This window comes from Pseudomonas sp. GW456-L12, assembly GCF_059424045.1.
This window is the reverse complement of record NZ_JBWKZA010000009.1, coordinates 38,330-60,614: the sequence shown is the minus strand read 5'-3', so window position 1 is coordinate 60,614 and position 22,285 is coordinate 38,330. Positions and strand designations below refer to the sequence as shown.

The following is a 22,285-nucleotide window of genomic DNA, read 5'->3' as shown; positions in this document are numbered from 1 at the left end:
ATTTTGATCCGCTCCGTGCCTTGCAAGCGCGTATCGCTCGTGTACGGTAAGACCTCCGCCAACCCGATCAGGAGAGGACCGTGAACGAAATCACCCAGCTTGCCGCTGAACTTGGCAGGCGCCTGCAGATTCTGAATACCCACGTCACCACCGCCGAATCCTGCACCGGTGGCGGGATTGCCGAGGCCATCACCCGCATTCCCGGGAGTTCGGCCTGGTTCGAAGCGGGTTATGTGACCTACTCCAATCGGCAGAAGACCCAACAGCTGGCGGTGCCGGAAGCGCTGTTCGCTTCCGTCGGCGCGGTCAGCCGCGAGGTGGTCGAGGCGATGGTGCGGGGCGCGCAGGGCAAAAGCAGGGCGCGTTTTGCCGTGGCGGTCAGCGGCGTGGCCGGCCCGGACGGCGGTTCGCCGCAGAAGCCGGTGGGCACCGTATGGCTGGCCTGGGGCGTGGGAGAGGCGGTAATGGCCGAGTGCCGACACTTTGCCGGGAATCGGGACGACGTCCGCCGACAAACGGTGAAGGCCGCGCTAGAGGGCTTGCTGCAACATGCCGCGGCAGAAATCTCAAAACAGGGGTAGGCGATCCACGAACGCTGTGGAATAATACTGGCTACTTATACAGGTGTTGGCCGTCAGGCCTTATTGATTACGTGAGGACTTTAATGGACGACAACAAGAAGAAAGCCTTGGCTGCGGCCCTGGGTCAGATCGAACGTCAATTCGGCAAGGGTGCCGTAATGCGTATGGGCGATCATGACCGCCAGGCGATCCCGGCCATTTCCACTGGCTCTCTGGGTCTGGACATCGCGCTCGGCATCGGCGGCCTGCCAAAGGGCCGTATTGTTGAAATCTACGGTCCGGAATCGTCCGGTAAAACCACCCTGACCCTGTCCGTGATTGCCCAGGCACAGAAGATGGGCGCCACTTGCGCCTTCGTCGACGCCGAGCACGCACTGGACCCGGAATACGCCGGCAAGCTGGGGGTCAACGTTGACGACCTGCTGGTTTCCCAGCCGGATACCGGTGAACAGGCGCTGGAAATCACCGACATGCTGGTGCGCTCCAATGCCATCGACGTGATCGTGATCGACTCCGTGGCGGCACTGGTGCCCAAGGCCGAGATCGAAGGCGAGATGGGCGACATGCACGTGGGCCTGCAGGCCCGCCTGATGTCCCAGGCGCTGCGCAAGATCACCGGCAACATCAAGAATGCCAACTGCCTGGTGATCTTCATCAACCAGATCCGTATGAAAATCGGCGTGATGTTCGGCAGCCCGGAAACCACCACCGGTGGTAACGCGCTGAAGTTCTACGCTTCGGTTCGTCTGGATATCCGTCGTACTGGCGCGGTGAAGGAAGGTGACGAAGTCGTCGGTAGCGAAACCCGGGTCAAGATCGTCAAGAACAAGGTGGCTCCACCGTTCCGCCAGGCTGAATTCCAGATCCTGTACGGCAAGGGTATCTACCTGAACGGCGAGATCATCGATCTGGGCGTGCTGCACGGTTTCCTCGAGAAGTCCGGTGCCTGGTACAGCTACCAGGGCAACAAGATCGGTCAGGGCAAGGCCAACTCGGCCAAGTTCCTGCAGGACAACCCGGAAATCGGTAACGCCCTCGAGAAGCAGATTCGCGACAAGCTGCTGGCTCCGACCGCTGATGTCAAAGCTTCGCCGGTCAACGAGACCATCGATGACATGGCCGACGCGGATATCTGATCGATCCGATGACCGCCGTACTCGATACCCTCGTCGCGGTGCGGCGAACCGCAATGGACCTGCTCGCGCGACGCGAGCACGGTCGAGTCGAGCTGACGCGTAAACTGCGTCAGCGCGGCGCCTCTCCCGAGATGATCGAAACAGCCCTTGACCGTTTGACGGAAGAGGGGCTGCTATCCGAATCCCGCTATCTCGAAAGTTTCGTTTCCTATCGTGCCCGTTCCGGCTACGGCCCCATGCGTATTCGCGAAGAACTCAGCCAGCGCGGTTTGCAGCGTGCCGATATCGAACTCGCCTTGCGTGAGAGCGGCATCGACTGGCAAGCACAACTGGAGGATGTCTGGCGGCGCAAGTTTGCCGGGCATTTCCCGATAGATGCCAAGGAGCGTGCCAAACAAGGCCGCTTTCTGGGGTATCGGGGATATTCGATGGACATGATCGGCCGCTTGTTGAGCGGCCGAAGGGTGGACGATTAACCTGTAGGGCCCGCGAGTCGAATGCGCGGGCCGCTGCTTCTCCGCTCAAGTGACCTTGATCGGTTCTCTGTTGCGTTGTTGCGCCTTGGCCTGATTCATCGCCCAGTTTTCCGGCAGGTTGATGAAGTCGATCAGTTCGCGCAGGCGACCATTGTCGCGGGCGTTGAAGGTGAACGACAGGCGTGCCAGATGGCTGAACTCCGGTTCGTTGTGCTCCTCGACATTGTAGGCATGTTGATGGAAGCGATCGCTCAGGCACAGGTCGGCGAAAGCCGTCTGCATCTGCTCGAGCGCCGGTTCGCTGAGCTTGTGATTCATGCGAATGACAAACTGATGTTTCAGCCAGCGACTGGAGTGGAAGTTGCTGTAGAACTGGTTGATTTCTTCGACCGCCTCCTCGGTGTTGTGCGCCAGGCGCATCAGCTTCATGTCGGTTGGCAGGATGTAGCGGTTGTTCTCGAGCTGGTTGTGGATAAAGTCCAGCGCCCCTTGCCAGAAGGTTCCTCCCGGAACATCCAGCAGCACCACCGGTACCAGCGGGCTCTTGCCGGTCTGGATCAGGGTCAGTACTTCCAGCGCCTCATCAAGCGTGCCAAAGCCACCCGGGCATAACACCAGGGCATCGGCTTCCTTGACGAAGAACAGCTTGCGGGTAAAGAAGAAGTGGAAGGACAGCAGGTTCTCCGTGCCGTCCACCGTTGGGTTGGCATGCTGCTCGAAGGGCAGGGTGATGTTGAACCCCAGGCTGTGATCGCGACCGGCACCTTCGTGGGCCGCGGCCATGATGCCGCCACCGGCACCCGTGATGACCATCAGGTCGGAGCGGGCCAGGGCCGCACCGAGTTCTCGCGCCAGGCCATACAGCGGGTGTTCGATCGGGGTGCGCGCGGAGCCGAATACCGTCACCTTGCGTCGCCCCTTGAACTGTTCCAGCACGCGAAAAGCATGTTCCAGTTCGCGCAGGGCCTGCAGGGTGATTTTCGCGTTCCAGCGGTTGAGATCGTCCTGGGCCATGCGCAGGACGGTGAGAATCATGTCGCGATAAAGAGGAATGTTGGGGCTGTTGGGAGCGATCAGGTTGAGTTGTTCTTCGACCTTGCTGAGGTCGATACCGTTGCTCTGAAAATGACGACTGAGGAGGTCATTCGGTTCGTAAGGCATTCAACTTCTCCTTCTGCACAGAACCTTTGACACGAACGAAGCATTCGTTGGCATCACGACACTGCATGTGTCGCTGTCAGCCCGGCTTTGGCGGCTGATTCGCCAGGGCGGAAAAACCCTGACGTGGCTAGCGGGCCATCCATACAGGTTCTGCTATTCCTTGATTTAGAAAGCATGTGCACTGCAAGACGCGCTTGGGCGGCCTCCGGATCCACCCAGGAAAGTTCAGCATGAATACTTTGAAATCTAGACCTTCATGATGATTCGCGCTGACTTGATCATGGGCCTTGAAAGTCGGGGCTGGCAATCACTTATTAGCGGTGGCGTGCAGCGTTTTCACCGCCTGTCTGAACGCATGCCGACCGGTGGAGGCTCTGATTTACTAAGTTACAGCGCTAGCAAGACAGCTTGGCGTCAAAGGGCAGGATGCACAGGGCGGGGTTGTCGCGCAGGTAGTGGCGAGTGGGGCACGGAGGCTGGTCATGCACAAAGTCGTACTGGAAATAGATGCACAGCTGTATCAACTGCTGAAGTCAGCGGCAGACGCCAATCATCTGACTCTTGAAGAGGAATGCCGACGCCGGCTTGAAGGTGGGGAGCGCCGTTCGAGCTATTTGCAGGCCCTGTTGGCGGAGCTGCGAGCCGATGATCAACAGCGGCACGCAGCGGGGCACTGAATTACTTTTTCTTCTTCGTCGGGGCCGGGCAGTCCGACTCCTGGAAGCGTGCCGAGGCGACCGGGCGGTTGGTGCGGTTCTCGGTGAATTCGTAGCGCATGATCGCACCCTTGGCCATCAGCTTGCGGTAGTTCGGGTCACGACAAACGCTGGCGCCCAGTTGCAGGTAGACCGCCTTGGGGTTGGCGCGCATTTTTTCCGCGTGTTCGGCCTGGACGCTGAGGTGGTTGATCAGCTCCTTGCCTTCGACGGTATAACCCTGGTCGAGGATGTTCTCGTTGACTTCCCGAGGCGTGCCGACGTTACTTTCCTCGGCGGTTTTCTGCAGGGTCTTGTTCAGTTCGAAGTCTTGCAGCGATGCAGCCTGGGCACTGAACGGCAAGGCCAGCAGAAGGGCGGCGGTGGGAACGATAAAGCGCAACATGAAACTCTCCTGGTTCAGTGACTGATGCTTCGACCAATCACGCGACTGTGCGTTCAGTGGCGGCGAATTATAGGGGAGCGAGGGTAGGTGGTACAGGTTTGAGCAAAGAGCTCTGATAAACTTGTGCAAATTTTCAGCTTTCCGAGTTCTTTTCGTGTCGATTCCTTCTTTCTGCCAGGGCGGCTTCTAATGAGTCATGCCGTATCCCGCCTGCGTGCCCAACGTCTTGCGCGTGCCGTCAGACCTTTTACCGCACGGGGTTCCCGGGCGGAGCGCTGTGCGGGCTGTCGGGTGATTCCCAGCCACTGCATGTGCGCCTGGCGCCCCAAGGTTTCCGCGCAGTCGGCGATGTGCCTGATCATGCATGACGTTGAACCCATGAAGCCGAGCAATACCGGCTGGCTGATCGCCGATGTCATAGAAGACACCATGGCGTTCCCCTGGTCGCGAACAGAAGTCGACCCACAATTGCTGGCCTTGCTGGCCGATCCCCAGTGGCAGCCTTATGTGGTGTTCCCCGGAGAGTTCGTCGCGCCACAGCGGGTGGTGAACGAAGTCCGCCTGGAGGCGGGCAAGCGCCCGCTGTTTATCCTGCTGGATGCGACCTGGAGCGAAGCGCGCAAGATGTTTCGCAAAAGCCCTTATCTTGAACACTTGCCGGTATTGAGCCTGGAGCCCGAGCAGTTGTCGCGCTACAAGCTGCGGCGCTCCAAGCGCGATGACCATTTCTGTACCGCGGAGGTTGCGGCGCTGTGCCTGGAGTTGGCTGCGGACCGGCAGGCCGGCGAAGTGCTGGATGCTTATCTGGATGTGTTCAGCACCCATTATCTGTCGGCCAAGTTCCAGCTTGAGATCGACCCTGACGACGAGACGCACACTCGCCTCAAGCCTTTTCTGTAAGACCTGAGGCAAGGGACTGGAATTTTTTCGGCCAGAGCTGCGTCACCAGCATCCCGCTCAGCATCAAGGCGCAGCCGCGCGGGCGTGGCTTTGCATGATGGCACTGTTATTAGTTAGCAAGCTAAGATGCCGCACAGCCCGAAGCTTGACCACCCCGGCTTCGCTGGGCATGCTTGGCGCCGATTAGGGCGCGACCGATCTTTGAAACGCCGCATTTCCGGGCTCTTGGCGTTGATCGTGCTCTTTGGGTGCAGCATTCTGGCTGGCACCTGTGTTGCCTTGGCGAGGACCGAATGCATCGGTACTCCCATAAAAAACAGGATCATTTGAAAAATGGCCACATACGAAATCCTGATTGCCGATGACCACCCCCTCTTTCGTAGCGCACTGCATCAAGCGGTGACCCTGGGCCTCGGCCCGGATGTCCGTCTGGTGGAAGTGGCGAGCATTGCCGAACTGGAAGCCCGCCTGACCGAAAAGGCCGATTGGGACCTGGTGCTACTGGACCTGAACATGCCTGGCGCTTACGGCTTTTCCGGCTTGGTGCTGTTGCGCGGTCAGTACCCGCAGATTCCGGTGGTGATGGTATCGGCACAGGAAGAAGCATCAGTGATGGTGCGTTCACGCGAATTTGGCGCCAGCGGTTTTATTCCCAAGTCCAGTTCTCTCGAAGTCATTCAACAGGCCGTGCGCAGCGTGCTCGACGGCGATGTCTGGTGGCCGCCACAGGCCTTCGAAGAGGTCAGCGTCTCCGCCGAGGCCAAGGCGGCCAGCGAAGGCCTGGCGAGCCTGACGCCACAACAGTTCCGTGTGCTGACCATGGTCTGCGAGGGTTTGCTGAATAAGCAGATCGCTTATGAACTGAGCGTTTCGGAAGCCACCATCAAGGCCCATGTGACGGCAATCTTCCGTAAGCTGGGGGTGCGGACCCGCACTCAGGCGGCGCTGCTCCTGCAACAACTTGAGTCAATTTCCAGCCAGTAACTGGCTATTTTTTCACGCTTTTTTGACTTTTGTTGAACTAGCTTGCCCATTCCTTATTGTTCTAGTTGCCTATTTATGTCGCCTTTCAAAGGTCAAACCGGTCTTAAACGCATCCTCAATGCCTCGGGATACTCCTTCGATGGCCTGCGGGCCGCCTTCACCGGCGAAGCTGCGTTTCGTCAGCTGGTGCTGCTCAACGCGATTCTGATCCCGGTGTCTTTCCTGCTGAATGTCAGCCGGGTCGAGCGGGCGTTGCTGATTGCTGTCTGCCTGCTGGCGCTGATTGTCGAATTGCTCAATTCGGCGGTCGAGGCGGCGATCGACCGGATCTCCCTGGATCGCCATCCACTGTCGAAAAATGCCAAGGACATGGGCAGCGCCGCGCAACTCGTAGCCTTGAGCATGATCACTGTGGTCTGGGCGGTGATCCTGATCTAGGTCTGTACGAAAAGTGGCTGCACTCGGCCATGCTGCGTTAAAAACAGGCTCGTGCGCGAGTCCGATCGGAATGCTCATGTAGGCCCCTAAAGTCGAACGCGACCCCGGCCGTTCCTCGCCTGTTTTTGCCTTGCTTGACCTTCGCTCGCTGACTTTTCGTACAGACCCTAGGGAATGCTCGGCAGCACGATCTCGTCGCTGCGCTGCACCCCGGCGGTAAAGGCGCGGCAGAGTTCGAGGAACTCGCGCATCGCCGAGGTCTGATATTTCTGTTTGTGCCAGATGAAATAGAACTGCCGGGCCAGGTCCAGGTCCGGCGTCTCTACCGGCACCAGGCTGCCACGCCGGAAGGCGTCGCGCAGCGCCAGCCTGGAAATGCAGCCAATCCCCAACCCAGACTCCACCGCGCGCTTGATCGCTTCGGTGTGTTCCAGTTCGAGCCGGATATTCAGCGCGCTGCGGTGATGACGCATGGCCTGGTCGAAGGTCAGGCGAGTGCCCGAGCCTTGTTCGCGCAGAATCCAGGCTTCGTGGGTCAGCTCCTCCATGCTCGCATGGCCGCGTTTGGCCAAGGGGTGCTGCGGGGCGCAGAACACCACCAGCTCATCCTCGACCCAGGTTTGTACTTCGATATCCGGGTGGCTGCAGTCGCCTTCGATTAGACCCAGGTCAATTTCGTAGTGGGCGACCTGTTGCACGATATGCGCAGTGTTCTGCACATGCAGTTTGACCTGGCTCTCCGGGTGGACCTGCATGAAGCTGCCGATCAACAGGGTCGCCAGGTAATTGCCGATGGTCAGGGTCGCGCCCACCGACAACGAGCCGAAACCGGACTTGCCGTTGAGCAGGTCTTCGATTTCCTTGGCCTGGTCCAGCAACGCCACCGCCTGGGGCAGCAGCTGTTTGCCCAGGGCGTTGAGGCTCAGGCGCTTGCCGGCGCGATCGAACAACTGGCAACTGGATTGCCGTTCCAGTTCGGTGATTGAAGTGCTTGCTGCGGATTGGGAAAGGGCCAGCAGGCCGGCAGCACGAGAAACGCTCTCTTGCTGGGCGACGGCGACGAATACTTGCAGTTGACGGAGAGTAAATCGCATATCGATATAACCGATAACCCTTATCTTAATAATCCAGTTAACAGATATTGTCGCCGCCATTAGAATGCTGTGCAATTGCGCTCGGCTCGCTTGTCGCAGAGCAGGCGCCGACAACTTTCCAGGAGTCCCCCGTACATGAGCAACATGAACCACGAGCGTGTCCTCAGTGTTCATCACTGGAACGACACTCTGTTCAGCTTCAAGTGCACCCGCGATCCGGGCCTGCGCTTCGAGAACGGTCAGTTCGTGATGATCGGCCTGCAACAGCCCAACGGCCGCCCGCTTATGCGCGCTTACTCGATTGCCAGCCCGAACTGGGAAGAGCATCTCGAGTTCTTCAGCATCAAGGTTCCTGATGGTCCGCTGACTTCCCAGCTGCAGCATTTGAAGGAAGGCGACGAGATCATCATCAGCAAGAAGCCTACCGGTACGCTGGTACTGGACGACCTGAAGCCTGGCAAGCACCTGTACCTGCTCAGCACCGGCACCGGTCTGGCGCCGTTCATGAGTGTCATCCAGGATCCGGAAACCTACGAGCGTTTCGAGAAAGTGATCCTGTGCCACGGCGTGCGTTACGTCAACGAAGTCGCCTACCGCGAGTTCATCACCGAGCACCTGCCGCAGAACGAGTTCTTCGGCGAAGCGCTGCGTGAAAAACTGATCTACTACCCGACCGTGACCCGCGAGCCATTCGAGAACGAAGGCCGCCTGACCGACCTGATGCGCAGCGGCAAGCTGTTCAGCGACATCGGCCTGCCGCCGATCAACCCGCAGGACGACCGCGCCATGCTGTGCGGCAGCCCGAGCATGCTCGACGAGACCAGCGAAGTGCTCAACAGCTTCGGCCTGACCGTTTCGCCACGCATGCGCGAGCCGGGTGACTACCTGATCGAGCGTGCTTTCGTCGAGAAGTAAGCGGCTCGCAGCACAGAAAAAGCCCGCGTTGCCTGAGAAGGCAACGCGGGCTTTTTCGTTTCCGGCTTCCGGTCAGCGTGCGGGGACCACTTCCAGGACCTGGATCAGGCCCGGCTGCGGGTAGTGCCAGCGCACGTCCAGATCCCAGAACTGCGCGCCGTATTCCCGTTCCGGGGTGGGCGTCTGGTAGGCCGGGCGTGGGTCCTGGGCCAAACATTGCTCGATCAGCTCCACCAGCGGCTCCTGCAGGCGTTGAGCGTGCGTATGAGCCTGTTGCAGGGCGTTGTCGCTCCACTGCACCGGGATCAGCTGCGGCGCCGCGCTGGCGATGCTGTTGCTCGCGCTGTCGATGATGTCGGCGTAGGGCACGTAGGGCTTGATATCGAGAATCGGCGTGCCGTCCAGCAGGTCGATGCCGGAGATCCACAGGCGATTGGCCTCGACCTTGTCCAGCTTGACCACCGACTGGCCAATGCCATTGGGGCGGTGGGTGGCGCGGGTGGCGAAGACGCCTATGGACTTGTTGCCGCCCAGGCGCGGCGGGCGGACCTTGAGCCGCGGTTTGTCTTCCAGCGCCTGGTGAAACAGGAACAGCAGCCAGACGTGGCTGACCTGTTCCAGGCCCTGCACCGCGTCGCCCTGGTCGAAGGGCGCCACCAGCTCCAGCACGCCACGGGCCGCCGGGGCCAGTTGCGGCTGGCGCGGGATGGCGAACTTTTCCTTGAAGCAGGAGCGCACGAAGCCGATGGGGGAAACGCTGTAGGTCATTTTGCAAGCCTCAAGCTGCAAGCTACAAGCGACAAGCTTTGGACTTCAGCTTGCAGCTTGAGGCTTGCAGCTTATAGCTGCCTTACGCTCTGACGCGCAGGGTCAGGCCCTTGAGGAAGTTGCGCAGCAACTGGTCGCCGCACGGGCGGTAGTTGGTGTGGCCGAACTTGCGGAACAGCGCGCTCAGCTCGGGCTTGGACACCGGGAAGTCGGCGGCCTTGAGGATGGCGTGCATGTCGTCTTCCTTCAGCTCGAAGGCGACCCGCAGCTTCTTCAGGATGATGTTGTTGGTCACAGGCAGTTCGATCGGCAGCGGCGGACGGCTTTCGTCCTTGCCTCGCTTGAAGATCACCAGGCCGTCGAGAAAGTGCGCCATGACCTCGTCCGGGCAATGCACGAAACCTTCTTCCTCGTCCTTTTTCAGGTAGCCGACTATGTCGTCCAGGCTCACGTCAAAGCCGGTGAGCTTGATGATCTCGACGACCTTCTTGTCGCTGATGTCGAGCATGTAGCGCACGCTGCGCAGTACATCGTTATGAATCATGTCTACAGTCCTGGTCTGTTCACGTTGAGCGCCGCATGCACGCGCGGCGTCTGAATGGGTGTCGGCCTAGAATTTCTCTTTGGCGGACAGGTAGCGCCATTGCCCGACCGGCACCTTGCCGATGGAAACTCCACCGATACGGATGCGGCGAATGGCGATCACCTTCAGGCCTACCGCTTCGCAGAGCTGGGCGATTACGCCCGGTTGCGGGTTCTTCATGGCGAAGCGCAGGCGGTTTTCGTTCTGCCAGCTGGCCTTGACCGGCGGCAGTTCCCGGCCCTTGTAAGTCAGGCCGTGGTTCAGGCGGTTGAGGCCGTGGGCTACCATCTCGCCTTCCACCTCGACCACGTACTCCTGCTCGATCTTGGCCGCATCGGCGGTCAGCTTGCGCAGGATCTTCCAGTCCTGGGTGAACACCAGCAGGCCGCTGGCATTGGCTTGCAGATCGGCGCTGGCGGTCAGGCGCAGGAAGTGGCCCTTGAGCGGCCGTTTGCCGAAGCGGTGTTCCTCGGACAGGCTGGCGGCGCTCAGCGACTGCATGGCGCTGTCGACGTCCTGGCCGGCCGGTACGTTCAGCAGCAGGGTCACCGGCTCCGGCGCGGTGGCCTTGGCCTGCGGGTCGAGCTCGACTTTCTGGGTGTCGACCTTGAACTGCGGCTCGTCGATGACCTCGCCATCCACGGTGACCCAGCCGCCCTCGATGAACAGCTCAGCCTCCCGGCGGGAGCAGCCGACGAGTTCGATGAGGCGTTTGGAGAGACGAATCGGGTCAGTCATGACAGGGGCCGTAGCAAAAGGGGGCAGGCATTGTACCTGCCCGGCGCCGGTTAATCGCGGGTCCATTTGCCCGCTGTGGCTTTTAGCCGCGCAGTGCCTGCTGCTGGGGCTGTTTCAAACGCATGTGCAGCAGCGGATAGGGCTGGCCCATGCCGTCGTGCTCGGAGCGACCGATGACCTCGAAGCCCTGCTTGAAGTAGAAGCCCAGGGCTTGCGGGTTCTGCTCGTTGACGTCGAGTTCGTCGGCGTTCAGGTGTTCGATGGCGTACCTGAGCAATTGCTTGCCCAGGCCCTGGCCGCGATGGGCGGGATCGATGAAGAGCATCTCGATCTTACCGGCGGCGACCCCGGCGAAGCCGGTGATGTGCTGGCGCTGGTCCCGGGTGCAGATCAGCATCACCGCATCCAGATAACGGTTCAGCACCAGGTTTCTCAGCAGTTCGATGTAGCTGTCCGGCAGGAAGTCGTGGGTGGCGCGCACCGAGGCCTCCCAGACTCGGGCCAGTTCCGGGTAGTCGCTGTGTTTCGGGGTGTGGATGACCGAATGATGGCGCATGCCGCCTGCTCCTTTGTGGTGACGCATCCGTGGTCCTGAGCAAACGATAGACGTAAAAAAGCCCCGCATCTCGCGAAGAGAGCGGGGCTTTGCGGTTTTTTACGCCTTACAGGACTTCGGCCCACAGGTCGTATTCGTCGGCGTCGGTCACCCGGCACCAGACCTTGTCGCCTGGTTTGAGGTCGCCGGCACCGTCGATGAACACGTTGCCGTCGATTTCCGGGGCGTCGAAGAAGCAGCGGCCCACGGCGCCCTGTTCGTCGACTTCATCGATCAGCACTTCGATTTCCTTGCCGATGCGCTGTTGCAGGCGCGCCGAGCTGATTGCCTGCTGGTGCGCCATGAAGCGCTCCCAACGGTCCTGCTTGACCTCGTCCGGGACCACTTCCAGGTCCAGGTCGTTGGCCGGCGCGCCTTCCACCGGCGAGTACTGGAAGCAGCCGACGCGGTCGAGCTGAGCTTCGGTCAGCCAGTCGAGCAGGTATTGGAAGTCTTCTTCGGTTTCGCCGGGGAAGCCGACGATGAAGGTCGAGCGGATGATCAGCTCGGGGCAGATCTGGCGCCAGTTCTTGATCCGGGCCAGGGTCTTGTCTTCGAAGGCCGGGCGTTTCATGGCCTTGAGCACTTTCGGGCTGGCGTGCTGGAACGGAATGTCCAGGTACGGCAGGATCTTGCCGGCGGCCATCAGCGGGATCAGCTCGTCCACGTGCGGGTACGGGTAGACGTAGTGCAGGCGGACCCAGACGCCCAGGGTGCTGAGGGCTTCGCACAGCTCGGTCATGCGGGTTTTCACCGGCGCGCCGTTCCAGAAGCCGGTGCGGTACTTGACGTCGACGCCGTAGGCGCTGGTGTCCTGGGAGATCACCAGCAGTTCCTTGACCCCGGACTTGACCAGGCGCTGGGCCTCGTCCAGCACATCGCCGACCGGACGGCTGACCAGCTTGCCGCGCATCGACGGGATGATGCAGAAGCTGCAGCTGTGGTTGCAGCCTTCGGAAATCTTCAGGTACGCGTAGTGGCGCGGCGTCAGCTTGATGCCTTGTGGCGGCACCAGGTCGATCAGCGGGTTGTGGTCCTGTTTTGGCGGCACCACTTCGTGCACCGCGCTGACCACTTGCTCGTACTGCTGCGGGCCGGTCACGGCCAGCACGCTCGGGTGCACGTCGCGGATATTGCCTTCTTCCACGCCCATGCAGCCGGTGACGATGACCTTGCCGTTTTCCTTGATGGCTTCACCGATCACTTCCAGGGATTCGGCCTTGGCCGAGTCGATGAAACCGCAGGTGTTGACCACCACGACGTCGGCGTCCTGGTAGGTGGACACCACGTCATAACCTTCCATACGCAGTTGCGTGAGGATGCGCTCGGAATCGACCAGCGCTTTCGGGCAACCCAGGGAAACGAAGCCGACCTTGGGGTTGGCTGGCGCGGTAGGGGTGGACATGTCTAACCTCGGTATAGGTGTCGGGTCGCTCGGCGATCTGGATAAAATCGCTGGCGACGAACGGGCGCTAGGGGCGCCTCTGATCAAAAAGTGCGCAATTCTAGCGATGGCCGGCGCACTTGACCAGCTTTATGCAGGGAAATACGACGAGTGCTGCGCTATGCTTCGCGCCGTTGCGTCCAGGTGAATTCTTATAGTCAACAGAACCTCTGTAACTGTAAGTAAAAGGGCGCATGCTGCATTGGCATTCACGAGAGTCTTGCAAGCTTGGCGTTGTCTTGAATGTCATGCCTTTTATAAGAAGCCCCGATCTGGGTAGTAGGAGTGGTGGATGGGTCAGGCAAGTAGTCAGGCGGTAGGCGGCGAGCATTCCAGGGCCAGGCCCCTGGGGATGCTGGTGGCGGCGGTCGGGGTGGTTTATGGCGACATCGGGACCAGCCCGCTTTATACCTTGAAGGAGGTATTCGCGGGGCATTACGGGGTTCCGGTCAACCACGACGGTGTATTCGGCATCCTTGCATTGATCTTCTGGTCGCTGATCTGGGTGGTCTCGATCAAATACGTGTTGTTCATCCTGCGGGCCGACAACCAGGGCGAGGGCGGCATCATGGCCTTGACCGCCCTGGCCCGGCGGGCGTCGACGCCCTATCCGAGGCTGCGAGTGGTCCTGGTCATCCTGGGCCTGATCGGCGCGGCCTTGTTCTACGGCGACAGCATGATTACCCCGGCGATTTCCGTATTGTCGGCGGTGGAGGGGCTGGAGATTGCCTTCGACGGGCTCGAGCACTGGGTCGTACCGATGGCGCTGATCGTGCTGGTGGCGCTGTTTCTGATCCAGAAACACGGTACCGATCGCATCGGCAAGCTGTTCGGGCCGGTAATGGTCCTGTGGTTCGTGACCCTGGGCGTGTTGGGGATCTACGGCATCGCCCAGCATCCGGAAGTGCTGCAGGCGCTGAACCCGGTCTGGGGCGTGCGGTTCTTTATCGTGCATCCGGGCATGGGCGTGGCCATTCTCGGCGCGGTAGTGCTGGCATTGACTGGTGCCGAAGCGCTGTACGCCGACATGGGCCACTTCGGGCGCAAGCCGATCGCTCGTGCCTGGTTCGCCCTGGTGCTGCCGGCGCTGGTGCTCAACTATTTCGGCCAGGGCGCCTTGCTCCTGGAGAACCCGGAAGCGGCGCGTAACCCGTTCTATCTGCTGGCACCGAGCTGGGCCCTGATCCCGCTGGTGGTCCTGGCGACCCTGGCTACCGTGATCGCCTCCCAGGCGGTGATCTCCGGCGCGTTCTCCCTGACCCGCCAGGCGATCCAGCTGGGCTATATCCCGCGCATGTACATCCAGCACACCTCCAGCGCGGAGCAGGGGCAGATCTACATCGGCGCGGTGAACTGGGCGCTGATGGTCGGGGTGATCCTGCTGGTGCTGGGCTTCGAGTCTTCCGGCGCACTGGCTTCGGCCTACGGCGTGGCGGTGACCGGGACCATGCTGATCACCAGCATCCTGGTGTCGGCGGTGATGCTGTTGCTGTGGAAGTGGTCGCCGGTGCTGACGGTGCCGATCCTGGTGGGCTTCCTGCTGGTGGACGGGCTGTTCTTCGCCGCCAACGTACCGAAGATCTTCCAGGGCGGTGCTTTCCCGGTATTGGCGGGGATTGTGCTGTTCGCCCTGATGACCACCTGGAAACGCGGCAAGGAACTGTTGATGGACCGCCTCGGCGAGGGCGCGTTGCCGCTGCCGATCTTTATCAACAGCATCCGTGTGCAGCCGCCGCATCGGGTCCAGGGCACCGCGGTGTTCCTCACTGCGCGCTCCGACGCCGTGCCCCATGCGCTGTTGCACAACCTGCTGCATAACCAGGTGTTGCACGAGCAAGTGGTGCTGCTGACCGTGGTCTATGAAGATATTCCACGGGTGCCGACCCAGCGCCGCTTCGAGGTGGATTCCTATGGCGAAGGCTTCTTCCGGGTGATCCTGCACTTCGGTTTCACCGACGAGCCGGACGTGCCTGAAGCGCTGAAACTGTGCCATCTGGACGAGCTGGACTTCAGCCCGATGCGCACCACCTACTTCCTCAGCCGCGAGACGGTCATCACCTCCAAGATCGTCGGCATGGCGCGCTGGCGCGAGACGCTGTTCGCCTTCATGCTCAAGAACGCCAACGGCAACCTGCGCTTCTTCAAGCTGCCGGTGAACCGCGTGATCGAGCTGGGGACCCAGATCGAGATGTAAGCTGGCGCGACAGCAGAAGCCCCCGTCACCGCTGTGGTGACGGGGGCTTTTTTGTTGGAGGAGGGCGCTTTCCCCTGTAGGAGCGAGCTTGCTCGCGATGGCGCTCTACCTGACAGCCCGCGCTGATCGCGAGCTAGCTCCGCTCCCGCAGAGGGGGATTTCAAGGATGAAAAAGCCCCCGGTGCCGGTGGGCAGCGGGGGCCTTGTCTGGGTAGCTCAGATCACTCTTCGACGACCTTGTCCTTGCCCTGGCGTTTCTCGATGACGCTGACCAGGCGCTGGGCCAGGGCCGGGTAGTTTTCGTCGAAGTGATGGCCGCCCGGCAGTTTCATGGCTTCGCCAACGGCGGTCTTGTCGGTGCAACCGCTTTCGTCGACTTCTTCCTCGCCGTAGATGCATACCACCTTGGCCGCTGGCAGCTTGGCCATTTCCGGGCCGGTGGCGGCTTCCTTGCCGGCGTTGCCCAGCCAGCCTTCGACTTCGATCTCGAAGCTGCCGGTGCGGGCGAAGGCCAGCAGGATAATGGCGTCGACCCGCTGCTGCTCGGCTTCCGGCAGGCGGTTGTAGATGGCTGGCAACACGTCGGCGCCGAACGAGTAGCCGGTCAGCACGAAGCGCTTGGTGCCCCATTTCTGCCGGTAGTGCTGCATCAGTTCGGTCAGGTCGGTGGCGCTCTGCTCCGGGGTCTTGTGCTGCCAGTAGTAGCGCAGGGTGTCGATGCCGACCACCGGGTAGCCGATCTTGGCCATCTCGCCGGCCACGTCACGGTCCAGGTCACGCCAGCCGCCGTCACCGGAGAGGAACAGGGTCACGGTGTCCTTGGCCTGGCCGGCCGGCACTTCGACCACCGGGATGTTCAGGCCGCCGTTGTCCGAACCTACCAGCAGCTTGCGCAGCTCGTTGTTCAGTACCTGAGGCAGGTGAATGTCGTAGTCGCTGATGCTGGTGCTGGCATTGGGGGTGTCACGCACGAAGCCGGCGCTTTCGTCATCCGGGTTGTCGTTCCAGGCCACCAGCCAGTGGCCGTGGACCAGGGTCTTGGGCAATGGATCGGTGCAACCCGGTGCCGGGTTGATGGTAAAGCCCACCGACACGGCCTGGGCCTTGTCGTCGTTCTGGGTGGCGATCCAGCGCCAGGCCAGGGCGGCACCAGGGCCGATGCCGCTGACCAGGGTCGCCGGGCCCGCGAGTTGGCCAAGGGCGGTCTGCAGGGCTTGTTCCTGCAGCTTGCAGTCGTCCTTGGGCAGGATCACCTGGACGATCTGCGCCGCGCCGCCGCGGCTCAAGGCCAGGAGTTGGGTATCGGTCAGGGCTTCGTCGGCGAGGACGGCCACGGCGACCCGGGCCTTGGCCTGGGCGGCCGGGGTGACACGGGTCAGGGTCGAGCCATCGGTCTGGGCCAGGTGTTCCAGGGTCGGTTGTGGTGCCGGACGATTCCAGTACCAGTAGCCGCCTCCTGCTATCAGGGCAAGCACCACCAGAGTGGCTAATACATACCGCCAGGAGCGTTGAATCATCAGCGTTTCACCAATCCAGTCAGGCCGCCCGCAATCAGGGCGGCGGTATCGGCCAGTGCCACCAGCGGATCCAGTCCGGCGGGCACGGCCATGTAACGAGGTTCCCAGTCAGGCTGGAATTTGTCTTTGAAACGGCGCAACCCTTGGAAGTTGTACAGTTGCTCACCCCGACGGAAAACCATCGATCCAAGGCGCTGGGTCAGTGGCGCGCCACGCCGGGGTTGCAGGCCCGACAACGGCACCATGCCCAGGCTGAAGCGGGCATACCCATGGTTTTTATAATGCTGGATCAGGCCGACCATCATGAACTCCATGGTCAGCTTGGGAGCCTCCGGGTGGGCGCGCATCAGGTCGAGGCTGGCCAGGTCATGGCTGTAGGTCTCGAGCAGGTTGGCGAAGGCCACCGGACGTCCTTCAAAACGGATGATCGCGATACGGAAATGCTTGAGGTAATCCTCGCTGAAACGCCCGAGGGAGAAGCCTTTCTCGCGGACATTCTTGCCGGTCAGCCAGGCATCGGAAATGACTTTCAGCTCGTCCATCGGCGCCTGCCCGGCCTCATGGATTTCCAGCGCCAGACCGTCGCGAGTACCGCGGTTCCAGGTGTAGCGCAGGTCCTTCATCTCCTTGCCCTTGGCTTCGAGGTCAAAGCGGTTCAGGTCGACCCGGGCTTCTTCGCCAAGCTTGATCGCGGTCAGGCCGATGTCCATGTAGTACGGCAGGTTTTCCGCGCGCACTTGGTAGAACACCGGGCGCGCATGGTGGACGTCGCACAGGTCGCGGAACTGCCAGATCATCTCGGCCCGTTGCTGGGTCGGCCCGATCGGGTCGTACAGCGCCACCAGGCTGCGGCCGCGCCGGGCATACATGAGGAAGGCGTCGTCGTTGGGATGGAACAGCAGGGCCTTGTCGCCGGTCAGGGACAGGCCGCCGTCGGGCTGGGAAGAGGCCATGAGGATCTTCGCCGCGCGGCCCAGCTCCTCGCCATTGGGCAGGTGAATCACCGGGCGCGCGGTGCGCAGCAGCCAGGTTAGGGACACCACCACCAGCAGCACCGCGGCCCCCAGCAGCGAGCGCAGGCCCCGTGGGGCATCGGCGTCGAGGGTGAACTGCCACCATAGTTGATGGCTGTAGGGCACGTCCTGATAGGCGAACAGCAGCAGCCAGATCGATGCGCCCAGCACACAGACGCTGGCCACCAGGTACAGCGGCGAGAATGGCAGTTCGGTGAGGCGGCTCGGCCGGTAGAAGGAGCGCCGGAAGACCGCCAGCAGGCTGGCGGTCAGGGTCATCAGGCTGGCTTCTTCCCAGTCGAAACCCTTGAGCAGCGAGAGCACGGCACCGACCAGCAGCAGGATGGTGGTCAATATCCAGGCCGCGGACAGGCGCCGTCGCAGGCCCTGGGCCAGCAGCAGGCAAAGCACCCCGACCAGGCTGGCGCCGAAGTGCGAGGCATCCACCAGGCGGTGCGGGATCAGAAAACCGATGTGTTGCAGGCGGGTGTCGATTTCCGGGGTCACGCCGGAAAACAGCAGCACCACGCCGGACAGGAACACCAGCACCGCGAGGATCGGTGCGGCCAGGCCCGAGGCCACCCGCAGCGATTGACGGGTCTGGAACAGGCGCTGGGCCTCATTGATCAGCAGCAGGACGCAGGCCACCAGCATCGGCAGGATCACGTAGATCAGCCGGTACAGCAGCAGGGCGGCGGCCAGTGGCGCCGCGCCGAGCTTGTCGGCGAAGGCGGCCAGCAGAATCGCTTCGAACACCCCGACGCCGCCGGGTACATGGCTGAGCACGCCGGCCGCCAGGGCCAGCAGGTAGACCAGCAGGAAGGCGCCGAAGGGCGGTGCCTCGGGCAGCAGCAGATAGAGCACGGTGGCTGCGGCGGCGACGTCGAGGGCGGTGATCAGCAGTTGCAGGAGCGTCAGGCGGCGTCCAGGCAGGCGCAGGGTACGGCGCCCGGCCTTGACCAACAGGTTGTCCGGCAGTGGCTGTTCAGGCAGGCGGCGCCGGTAGATACCGATGACCAGGATCGCGCAGAGCAGCAGTACGGCGCCGGCAATGCTGGCCAGCAGGCCTTCGGAGAGGCGCAGGGCGGCGGAGGCGGCGGGCAGGTTGCTCAGGGTCGCCAGGGCCGCGAGCGGTGGCAGGGCGCAACCCAGGGACAAACTGGCGAACAGTGTCATATGGGCGACGTCGCCGGCACCCACGCCATGCCGGGCATAGAGGCGGTAACGCACCGAACCACCGGAGAGCAGCGACAGGCCGATGGCGTTGCCGATGGCAAAGGCGGTGAAGCCCCCGAGGGCCAGGGTTCGCGGCGGCAGGTTCACCCCGGCGTAGCGGCTGGCGGACCATTCGTAGCCGAGCAGGATGACGAAACCGACCACGGTCGCGGCCAGGGCGCCGAGCAGGGCCGGCTTGGGCACGTCGAGGATCGAATCATGCAGGGCATACAGATCTAGCTCGCTGAGCAGGTGACGACAGGCAATCAGGGCGATGCCGAACAGCAGCAGGGTCACGACCATGCCGATGGGCTGGCGGTATTTGCTCAATAGCTCCAACCAGCGCAAGCGGGTGGCCGCAACCGGTTGGTTCGCTGTAACGGTATCGGTGTCTTGTGAGTCAGACGAGTTGGCGCGCATCAATCACCTCGTGGATTGTGCGCGACAGGATGGGGGTATCCAGCCAAGTTACCAATCCCTGCAGAAAAAATAGTTTCAAATATTAACGCGTCTCACCATGGCCCTGCGAGCCCGGACGGCCAGCGTTTTCAAGCGGCTGCCTGGCAATGAGCATAGCGGGTTGGAAAGAGTGGGGGAGGTGACTGACGGTTCACGGGAGGTTGCCAGGTCATTGTTGCGAAAAGATTTTTTCGACAGATACAAAAAAGGCCACTCTTTCGAGTAGCCTTTTTTGTTGTTTGGTTGCGGGAGCCGGATTTGAACCGACGACCTTCGGGTTATGAGCCCGACGAGCTACCAGGCTGCTCCATCCCGCGTCTGTGTGGCGGCATTCTACAGACGAACGCCGGAGTGTCAACCGTTAATGCTCCATTGAGTCAAATAAGTGTTGAATGACTCGCAAGGCGGGTTAAGTCCCGGTACTGCAAAGGGTTTTGTTTTGCGCGACAACAAAACGAGCGCGCACAAAAAAGGCCACTCTTTCGAGTAGCCTTTTTTGATGTTTGGTTGCGGGAGCCGGATTTGAACCGACGACCTTCGGGTTATGAGCCCGACGAGCTACCAGACTGCTCCATCCCGCGTCTGTGTGGCGGCATTCTACAGAGGATCGCCGGCCTGTCAACCGATTGGCCGAAAAAAACTGTTCTCGTTCAATTGCTTAGCTTGAAAATACCGCCCCTGGATCGACCCTGAGGGCATGCTGCACAAGGCTTTCAGCTCTATTGAGGGGCTTTGACCGATTGAGAAAATAAATTCATCTTCCGATTTTTCTGGTGGCAGGCAGGAGAAATCAAACTACTGGTGCTATATACAGTTCTCGGTGAGATACTGTCGCCCTGTCTTGTGATCGACCTCTTGCTTCCATGAACTCTGCCTTTATATGACGCAGCGCAAAATCATCCACATCGACTGCGATTGCTTCTACGCCGCCATCGAAATGCGCGACGACCCGCAATTGGCCGGTAGGCCGATGGCGGTGGGCGGCTCGGCGGAGCGACGCGGGGTGATCGCCACTTGCAACTATGAGGCCCGCGCTTTTGGCGTGCGTTCGGCCATGTCCTCGCGGCATGCGCTGACGCTGTGCCCCGACCTGCTGATCGTCAAGCCGCGCATGGAAGCCTACCGGGAAGCGTCGAAAGAGATTCATACGATCTTTCGCGACTACACCGACCTGATCGAGCCTTTATCCCTGGATGAGGCCTACCTGGATGTTTCCGACAGCCCCAACTTCGCCGGCAGCGCCACGCGCATCGCCCAGGACATTCGTCGCCGGGTCTCCAACCAGTTGCATATCACGGTGTCGGCCGGGGTGGCGTCAAACAAGTTCCTGGCCAAGATTGCCAGCGACTGGAAAAAGCCCAACGGCCTGTTCGTGATCACCCCGGACCAGGTCGAGGACTTCGTTTCGGCCTTGCCGGTCAACAAGCTGCATGGCGTAGGCAAAGTCACGGCCGACAAGCTGGGACGCCTGGGCATCGTCAACTGCGAGGCATTGCGCGAATGGAGCAAGCTGGCGCTGGTGCGCGAGTTCGGCAGTTTTGGCGAGCGGTTGTGGAACCTCGCCCGGGGCATCGATGAGCGACCGGTGCAGAACGACAGTCGCCGGCAGTCCATCAGCGTGGAAAACACCTACGACGTCGATCTGCCCGATCTGCAGAGCTGCCTGGATAAACTCCCGGAGCTGATGCAGACCCTGGCCGGCCGGATCGAACGAATCGACAGCAGCTATCGTCCGGGCAAGCCCTTCGTCAAAGTGAAGTTTCACGATTTCACCCAGACCACGCTCGAACAGGCGGGGGCAGGGCGGGACCTGGAGAGTTACCGGCAGCTCTTGACCCAGGCGTTCAAGCGCGGGGACAGGCCGGTGCGGTTATTGGGGATTGGTGTGCGTTTGCAGGATCTGCGTGGCGGGCATGAGCAGTTGGAGTTGTTCAGCCGTTCCTGAAACAGCATCGCGAGCCAGCCCACCCCCGCAGTGCGGAAACAGGCTGGCTCGCGATGGTTATCTGATCAATGGGCGCCGGGGTCGGCGACAAGGCGGCCGGCGTTCTTGGTCAGCGACTTGAGAAATTCGCTTTGCAGTTCCGGATCGTTGCGGGTCAGCTCGATCAGGCTCTGCTCCAGTTCGCTGGCTTCTTCTTCCAGGCCCAGTTCGGAGAGACGCTTGACCCGGTGCACCCACTGGCTCACTTCGTCATCTTCGAGGTCGTCGTAGATCAGGTTGTGCGCTTCCAGCAGCTTGCCGCGCAGGGTGTTGCTGATGGCCAGCGACGAGTCGGAATGCACGTCGTCCTGGGCATCCGCGACGCTGATCTGCAGCTTGCCAATGTGGTTCAGGTCCTGTTCGGAAAACGGGCTGTCCAACAGGTTCAGGCGCAGTACGCCGTTGCGGTCGGTGCTCAGCTCGTGGGTTTCCTTGCCGGCCTTGACCTGCACCGGACGCTCGCTCCAGGGCAGGCTCGAATACTCCACGCGCTTGTCGCGCTGGACTTCATCGATCCCCGCCAGGTTCTGCTGCGCCCGACCGTGGGACTGCACGTTCATGAACGGGTTGAGGCCGGCCACGCCGTAGCTGATCCAGTCCTTGGTGACGCTGTCCGGCAGGTTGCCCAGGGCAAACACATTGACCACGTTGGCGCCGACACCCGCGACCACGGCTACCGCACCCAGCGGGATCTCGTAGAGCTCCCGCCAGGGTTGATAGGGCGTGTAGCGATCGTAGCGACGCGTGACTTCGAACTCGGTGACTTCGAAGGTCTTCTGCTCGTGGATGCGTACCCGGCGTTGCGGCAGCTCAAGCACCTTAGGCTCACCGACATCGATCTGCAGGCTGTGATCGAGCAATTTGCGCTCGACACGTTCCTCGTGCTCGCTGCGTTGCGACATCTGGTTGGCACAGCCGCTGAGCAACAGGGCGCCGCACAAGGCGGCGCCACCGAGGCTTAAGGTGTTTCGCTTGAACATGACTTCTCT

Annotated in this window: 21 protein-coding genes and 2 tRNA genes; 10 read left to right on the top strand and 13 right to left on the bottom strand. The window is 61.4% G+C overall.

Annotated features, from left to right (window positions below; genetic code table 11):
* Positions 1–80 precede the first annotated feature (80 nt).
* The 3 genes from AC07Y9_RS13985 (at position 81) to recX (ending at position 2,193) form a co-directional block, all read left to right on the top strand.
* Entirely contained in the window at positions 81–581 is a 501-nt protein-coding gene (locus AC07Y9_RS13985; RefSeq protein WP_102680022.1) for a CinA family protein, read from the top strand.
* An 83-nt stretch (positions 582–664) separates the two neighbouring features.
* Positions 665–1,717: a recombinase RecA gene (recA, locus tag AC07Y9_RS13980; protein WP_007923942.1), complete on the top strand. Its 1,053-nt coding sequence runs from the start codon at positions 665–667 to the stop codon at positions 1,715–1,717.
* An 8-nt stretch (positions 1,718–1,725) separates the two neighbouring features.
* The gene (gene recX, locus AC07Y9_RS13975; protein ID WP_007923941.1) at positions 1,726–2,193 is read left to right on the top strand and encodes a recombination regulator RecX; all 468 of its coding nucleotides are present in this window, start codon (positions 1,726–1,728) and stop codon (positions 2,191–2,193) included.
* Between the two features lie 45 nt (positions 2,194–2,238).
* Here the strand turns inward: recX and AC07Y9_RS13970 are convergent, their stop codons facing one another.
* Complete coding sequence (locus AC07Y9_RS13970; RefSeq protein WP_102680021.1) at positions 2,239–3,354, bottom strand: LOG family protein; 1,116 nt, start codon at positions 3,352–3,354, stop codon at positions 2,239–2,241.
* A 482-nt stretch (positions 3,355–3,836) separates the two neighbouring features.
* Between AC07Y9_RS13970 and AC07Y9_RS13965 the strand changes: the two genes are divergently transcribed.
* Positions 3,837–4,031 carry a hypothetical protein gene (locus AC07Y9_RS13965; protein ID WP_007923939.1) on the top strand — a complete coding sequence of 65 codons (195 nt, stop codon included), beginning with the start codon at positions 3,837–3,839 and terminating at the stop codon, positions 4,029–4,031.
* 1 nt (position 4,032) lies between these two features.
* On the opposite strand, the gene AC07Y9_RS13960 is transcribed toward AC07Y9_RS13965, so the two are convergent.
* Positions 4,033–4,455, bottom strand: coding sequence for a PA3611 family quorum-sensing-regulated virulence factor (locus tag AC07Y9_RS13960; protein WP_009042441.1), 423 nt, complete (start codon positions 4,453–4,455; stop codon positions 4,033–4,035).
* 189 nt (positions 4,456–4,644) lie between these two features.
* Between AC07Y9_RS13960 and AC07Y9_RS13955 the strand changes: the two genes are divergently transcribed.
* From AC07Y9_RS13955 to AC07Y9_RS13945, 3 genes are all read left to right on the top strand, one after another.
* Positions 4,645–5,355: a tRNA-uridine aminocarboxypropyltransferase gene (locus tag AC07Y9_RS13955; RefSeq protein WP_009042442.1), complete on the top strand. Its 711-nt coding sequence runs from the start codon at positions 4,645–4,647 to the stop codon at positions 5,353–5,355.
* Between the two features lie 333 nt (positions 5,356–5,688).
* Positions 5,689–6,339, top strand: coding sequence for a response regulator transcription factor ErdR (gene erdR / locus AC07Y9_RS13950; RefSeq protein WP_007923933.1), 651 nt, complete (start codon positions 5,689–5,691; stop codon positions 6,337–6,339).
* Positions 6,340–6,414: 75 nt separating this feature from the next.
* On the top strand, positions 6,415–6,777 hold the full coding sequence (locus AC07Y9_RS13945; protein ID WP_007923932.1) for a diacylglycerol kinase: 363 nt from the start codon (positions 6,415–6,417) through the stop codon (positions 6,775–6,777).
* 167 nt (positions 6,778–6,944) lie between these two features.
* On the opposite strand, the gene AC07Y9_RS13940 is transcribed toward AC07Y9_RS13945, so the two are convergent.
* Positions 6,945–7,871, bottom strand: coding sequence for a LysR family transcriptional regulator (locus AC07Y9_RS13940; protein ID WP_007923931.1), 927 nt, complete (start codon positions 7,869–7,871; stop codon positions 6,945–6,947).
* 135 nt (positions 7,872–8,006) lie between these two features.
* On the opposite strand from AC07Y9_RS13940, the gene fpr reads away from it, so the two are divergent.
* Positions 8,007–8,786: a ferredoxin-NADP reductase gene (gene fpr, locus AC07Y9_RS13935; protein ID WP_007923929.1), complete on the top strand. Its 780-nt coding sequence runs from the start codon at positions 8,007–8,009 to the stop codon at positions 8,784–8,786.
* 72 nt (positions 8,787–8,858) lie between these two features.
* Here the strand turns inward: fpr and tsaA are convergent, their stop codons facing one another.
* The 5 genes from tsaA to rimO form a co-directional block, all read right to left on the bottom strand.
* A complete protein-coding gene (gene tsaA, locus AC07Y9_RS13930) occupies positions 8,859–9,554 on the bottom strand; it encodes a tRNA (N6-threonylcarbamoyladenosine(37)-N6)-methyltransferase TrmO (protein ID WP_102680020.1) in 696 nt (231 codons plus the stop codon).
* Positions 9,555–9,636: 82 nt separating this feature from the next.
* Positions 9,637–10,098, bottom strand: coding sequence for a YehS family protein (locus AC07Y9_RS13925; RefSeq protein ID WP_007923927.1), 462 nt, complete (start codon positions 10,096–10,098; stop codon positions 9,637–9,639).
* Positions 10,099–10,164: 66 nt separating this feature from the next.
* Complete coding sequence (locus AC07Y9_RS13920) at positions 10,165–10,875, bottom strand: rRNA pseudouridine synthase (protein WP_007923926.1); 711 nt, start codon at positions 10,873–10,875, stop codon at positions 10,165–10,167.
* Positions 10,876–10,957: 82 nt separating this feature from the next.
* Positions 10,958–11,431 carry a GNAT family N-acetyltransferase gene (locus tag AC07Y9_RS13915; RefSeq protein WP_102680019.1) on the bottom strand — a complete coding sequence of 158 codons (474 nt, stop codon included), beginning with the start codon at positions 11,429–11,431 and terminating at the stop codon, positions 10,958–10,960.
* A gap of 106 nt (positions 11,432–11,537) precedes the next feature.
* Entirely contained in the window at positions 11,538–12,875 is a 1,338-nt protein-coding gene (gene rimO, locus AC07Y9_RS13910) for a 30S ribosomal protein S12 methylthiotransferase RimO (protein WP_007923924.1), read from the bottom strand.
* Positions 12,876–13,206: 331 nt separating this feature from the next.
* Here rimO and AC07Y9_RS13905 point away from each other — a divergent pair, with 331 nt between their 5' ends.
* Positions 13,207–15,108, top strand: a complete 1,902-nt coding sequence (locus tag AC07Y9_RS13905) for a potassium transporter Kup (RefSeq protein ID WP_102680017.1) — start codon at positions 13,207–13,209, stop codon at positions 15,106–15,108.
* A gap of 221 nt (positions 15,109–15,329) precedes the next feature.
* Here the strand turns inward: AC07Y9_RS13905 and AC07Y9_RS13900 are convergent, their stop codons facing one another.
* The 4 genes from AC07Y9_RS13900 to AC07Y9_RS13885 all read right to left on the bottom strand — a co-directional run bounded on the left by AC07Y9_RS13900 (position 15,330) and on the right by AC07Y9_RS13885 (position 19,893).
* Complete coding sequence (locus AC07Y9_RS13900; protein ID WP_102680016.1) at positions 15,330–16,625, bottom strand: virulence factor family protein; 1,296 nt, start codon at positions 16,623–16,625, stop codon at positions 15,330–15,332.
* Positions 16,625–19,273 (bottom strand): bifunctional lysylphosphatidylglycerol flippase/synthetase MprF, encoded by a 2,649-nt coding sequence (mprF, locus tag AC07Y9_RS13895; protein WP_087091467.1) that lies wholly within the window; start codon positions 19,271–19,273, stop codon positions 16,625–16,627. Before mprF ends, AC07Y9_RS13900 begins: the two co-directional genes overlap by 1 nt.
* 279 nt (positions 19,274–19,552) lie before the next feature.
* A tRNA-Met gene (locus AC07Y9_RS13890) sits at positions 19,553–19,629 on the bottom strand.
* 187 nt (positions 19,630–19,816) lie between these two features.
* A tRNA-Met gene (locus AC07Y9_RS13885) sits at positions 19,817–19,893 on the bottom strand.
* 299 nt (positions 19,894–20,192) lie between these two features.
* Between AC07Y9_RS13885 and dinB the strand changes: the two genes are divergently transcribed.
* Positions 20,193–21,257 (top strand): DNA polymerase IV, encoded by a 1,065-nt coding sequence (dinB, locus tag AC07Y9_RS13880; protein WP_102680015.1) that lies wholly within the window; start codon positions 20,193–20,195, stop codon positions 21,255–21,257.
* Between the two features lie 65 nt (positions 21,258–21,322).
* Here the strand turns inward: dinB and AC07Y9_RS13875 are convergent, their stop codons facing one another.
* The gene (locus tag AC07Y9_RS13875) at positions 21,323–22,276 is read right to left on the bottom strand and encodes a hypothetical protein (RefSeq protein ID WP_007923917.1); all 954 of its coding nucleotides are present in this window, start codon (positions 22,274–22,276) and stop codon (positions 21,323–21,325) included.
* Between the last annotated feature and the right edge of the window lie 9 nt (positions 22,277–22,285).